Genomic DNA, 3,268 nt, shown 5'->3' with positions numbered 1-3,268 from the left:
AGTCTGTCACAAAGATACAGAATTTCTTTTTCAATAGTTCGTTAATAATTCAATAATGTGCTAAGCAGCTATACGCTGTAAGCACGAGAGATCTTTGAAAATCTTGCTAATTAAAGTTCGGTTCGGGGTGTACCCACTTGCTTTAAAAATTCGTTTCACCAGATAAATGTTGGTCATCAGTGACTTGAATGAAGACATAGAATATTCCATTCCCATCTCCTTCATAGTTACCTTGGCAACATTTAGTGATGTGAACGCAGCATTGAAAGCAAAATCGAGTTTCCACTTATCGCGAGCCTGGCAGTCCATAAGACCAGTATAGCCTTTGGCATCACGAAAGCAAAATTCGATCTGGAACCTAGTTCTATAATAAAGAAGTACCTCTTCACCTGAAAGAGAGGTGTCTGTAGAGAAGAATAGTTTCTTCTTGCCATTCGGCATCTGCCAGATGACAAGTCTAACTTTACATTTGAGTGCCTTGGAATAGGCAATCAAAGTATAAGCTGTTCCTTCTATATCTTTCATCTCCATCTTCTCCATTCGAGTGAGGTCAAGATTCTTCATATCAATCTTGCCATCCTTGGTCTTTGGGCGACCACGTTTTCCAGTACGTGGACCAGCATAGACATAAAAGAGACAAGCATTGTCACGAAAGCGGCTTATCAAAGAGAACCCTTCTTTCTTTATCCCATTAACAAATGTACTTGTAGAGAAGTAAGCATCTGCAACTATGAGGGTTGAGAGTTTGAGAAGTTCCTTGCGGTAACGCTTAATGACGCCGATATAGAAATCAACCATAGTCTTGTTTCTAAGACTCAGTTCTTTATTATTTAGCGACTGGTGTGCTCTTAACATCATGCAGTCTTTGGCATCAATATCTACGAGACCAATACCCATGATTTCGAGACCATGTTTAACAGACTGTGCACATCCTGACCAAAAACGACCGATATGTGGAGTCTTCTTGCCAGCTTTGCTGATGTAGCTGGGATCTATGGCAATAGCCCATCTTCCCTGTTTACCAAAGAAGCGCTTGGCAAGTGAGACATTAAGTTTGAGCCAGTCAATGCACTTCGACTTTTTCAAGCCGAATGCGTTGCGATAGGTTTGCTCAACATGCGAGCCATACCTTCCCATTTGGGTGAAATTTATCTTTCTTGGTATTACCATGAACAAAATTATCACCTCGATGAGTATTTTCTCGAAACTTTTTGTTAACTTTGCAGCCGAATCTTCAACTGCATCTTTAAAGATATCCATATATTGGTCAAGTCCTGTATTCATATAATTTTGCGTTTGTCGTGATTTGCAAAGTTACTGAAAATCAGCGACTTGACCAACTTTTTATAGTTAAGTTTTCATAAGCATTTCTTAATATAAGTTATTGATTTACAGACGATTAAATATTAATTTAACGCAGTATTGCTTTTTATTTTCTGCAAAAATTAGCAATTTTCTTACTCCACCAATAGCAATTGGATATAAATCGTGCTGTGGGAACTTCTCGCAGCCGATATAGAGCGTTTCGAAGGCATCGGTGCCGTCGGTACGGTGTTCGAGAAGGTCTTCTTCTGATTCAGGTTGTTTTCGCCAAAAAAGGTGCAGATGAAGCGAAGCGTAACAGGAGATGAAGCCGTTGGCTGCTGCCCACAAAGGAAAAGCCATTGTCCTACGTTGGTTGGGCGCAAGACAAAGGCTTTATCTGGAAAGACGGATTAGGAGGGATTCCGCTTCAATGCAAAATATACTTTCTGTTTAATTTGGCTATTTTTTATTGCAACCATTGCAATAATTCTAATTTACACTCGTTATTATAGTAAGAAAGTACAAACTTTGTTGCTTCAATAATGTACTTTATGTAATCACAATAAAGCGATATAAAAAGATGAAACAAACCGATAAAAATATAAAAGAGATACGAATATACCATAGCCTTTGGAAGAATATTCTTCTGACTGTTGGTTGTTTTGCTTTTGCTGTAGGTGGATATTTCATACTCCATGATGCTAATACCTCATGGCCAACAAAAGTATTTGGCGGTATAGGAAGCATGGTGTTTTTTGGTTGTGGCGGAATGCTTATGTTTATGATGACTTTGTATAACATAACTACTCATATACCATTTTTGATAATCCATGACGATAGGCTTGACATTTACGAACAGCGCAAGAGAACATATCGAACAATCTATTTTAAAGATGTGGAGCAATTTCGCCTAATTAGTATATATTCTAACAACTACATAGCCATTGATTATTGTACAATACCTTTGATGCGTAAGATGGAAAATGCTTCATGTCTAACCCAACGTATGATGGAATTTAATGTGTCTGTATCAGGAGCAATAGAAAGTATCCTCGTGCAAAATCTGACAATGAGGGGTAAGGAAATATGCAATACTTTGAATAATCGAATGAAAATATGGAGGTCGAACTGCAATTAATAATTGTGCTGTTGAGTTTTTATAGCACAAGACAAATACTTTATTGAAAGGCGGATTAGGAGAGATTCCGCTTCAATAACAATATTGTCCTTGGATACTTTTACATTTTACTAATATCATCATCAAGTTGTTTCCTCCAGATTAAAGTTCCGATACCAGAAAAGATGAACGTGAAAATTAAAGTCGCTTGGGCATAACCGACAGGCAAATAATCTCCTTCAAAAAAAAGATAATCAGTTTTTGAAGAATAGTATAATTTAGGAAAATACCCTGACTTTATCTTGTCCAAAATTCGATCTCCCGTATGTAATGCATATTGTTTTGATTTATAGGTTATAAGAATTGTATTTGAACTCTTATAGTTACTTTTTTCCTTAAATCCATTATATGTATAACCAGTAATAGGCTCCTGTGTTTTTTCTATATAGTTGCCGTATAAATGGCATAGATACAAAACAAGAGTTAAAACTAATCCTGCGCAAAAAATTGTCTTAAATAATGTTTTAATCTTCATATTCTTACGATTTTATAATAGTGTTATAATTGATTGTGTAATTACGGACTTTGCATCATCAAAGGACATATCTCGTTGATCTACTAAAGTAAGTATTATCCTCTATTGATTCGTCCTACCAATTCGTCTGGTGTAAGTATTTCCATCTTTGAGAAACCAAACCACTTTTTGCCCAAGTCCTTAATGGATGCACCTATATGATCGTCGTACTCGAATGTGGTGGTAATCTCACCATCCGGGGCCACTATGCTGGATGAACTTTGTGAATTACCTATGTCACAATATGACTTGGCAAGAAACATGTCTTATTT

The 3,268-nt window shown here is 36.7% G+C and carries 4 protein-coding genes; 1 reads left to right on the top strand and 3 read right to left on the bottom strand.

The features are described from left to right. Window positions 1-60: 60 nt before the first annotated feature. Together BN4609_RS15445 and BN4609_RS15440 are read right to left on the bottom strand one after the other, a co-directional pair. On the bottom strand, window positions 61-1,284 hold the full coding sequence (locus tag BN4609_RS15445) for a transposase (protein ID WP_068857382.1): 1,224 nt from the start codon (window positions 1,282-1,284) through the stop codon (window positions 61-63). 105 nt (window positions 1,285-1,389) lie between these two features. After that, entirely contained in the window at window positions 1,390-1,665 is a 276-nt protein-coding gene (locus tag BN4609_RS15440) for a hypothetical protein (RefSeq protein ID WP_068857381.1), read from the bottom strand. A gap of 220 nt (window positions 1,666-1,885) precedes the next feature. Between BN4609_RS15440 and BN4609_RS15435 the strand changes: the two genes are divergently transcribed. Continuing rightward, window positions 1,886-2,443 carry an STM3941 family protein gene (locus BN4609_RS15435; protein ID WP_241033280.1) on the top strand — a complete coding sequence of 186 codons (558 nt, stop codon included), beginning with the start codon at window positions 1,886-1,888 and terminating at the stop codon, window positions 2,441-2,443. 100 nt (window positions 2,444-2,543) lie between these two features. Here the strand turns inward: BN4609_RS15435 and BN4609_RS15430 are convergent, their stop codons facing one another. Next, the gene (locus tag BN4609_RS15430; protein WP_068857380.1) at window positions 2,544-2,957 is read right to left on the bottom strand and encodes a hypothetical protein; all 414 of its coding nucleotides are present in this window, start codon (window positions 2,955-2,957) and stop codon (window positions 2,544-2,546) included. Between the last annotated feature and the right edge of the window lie 311 nt (window positions 2,958-3,268).

It is taken from the genome of Leyella lascolaii, assembly GCF_900079775.1.
GTDB classification, from domain to species: Bacteria; Bacteroidota; Bacteroidia; order Bacteroidales; family Bacteroidaceae; genus Prevotella; species Prevotella lascolaii.
The sequence above is the reverse complement of the archived record's forward strand: the minus strand, read 5'-3'. Positions and strand labels throughout refer to the sequence as shown.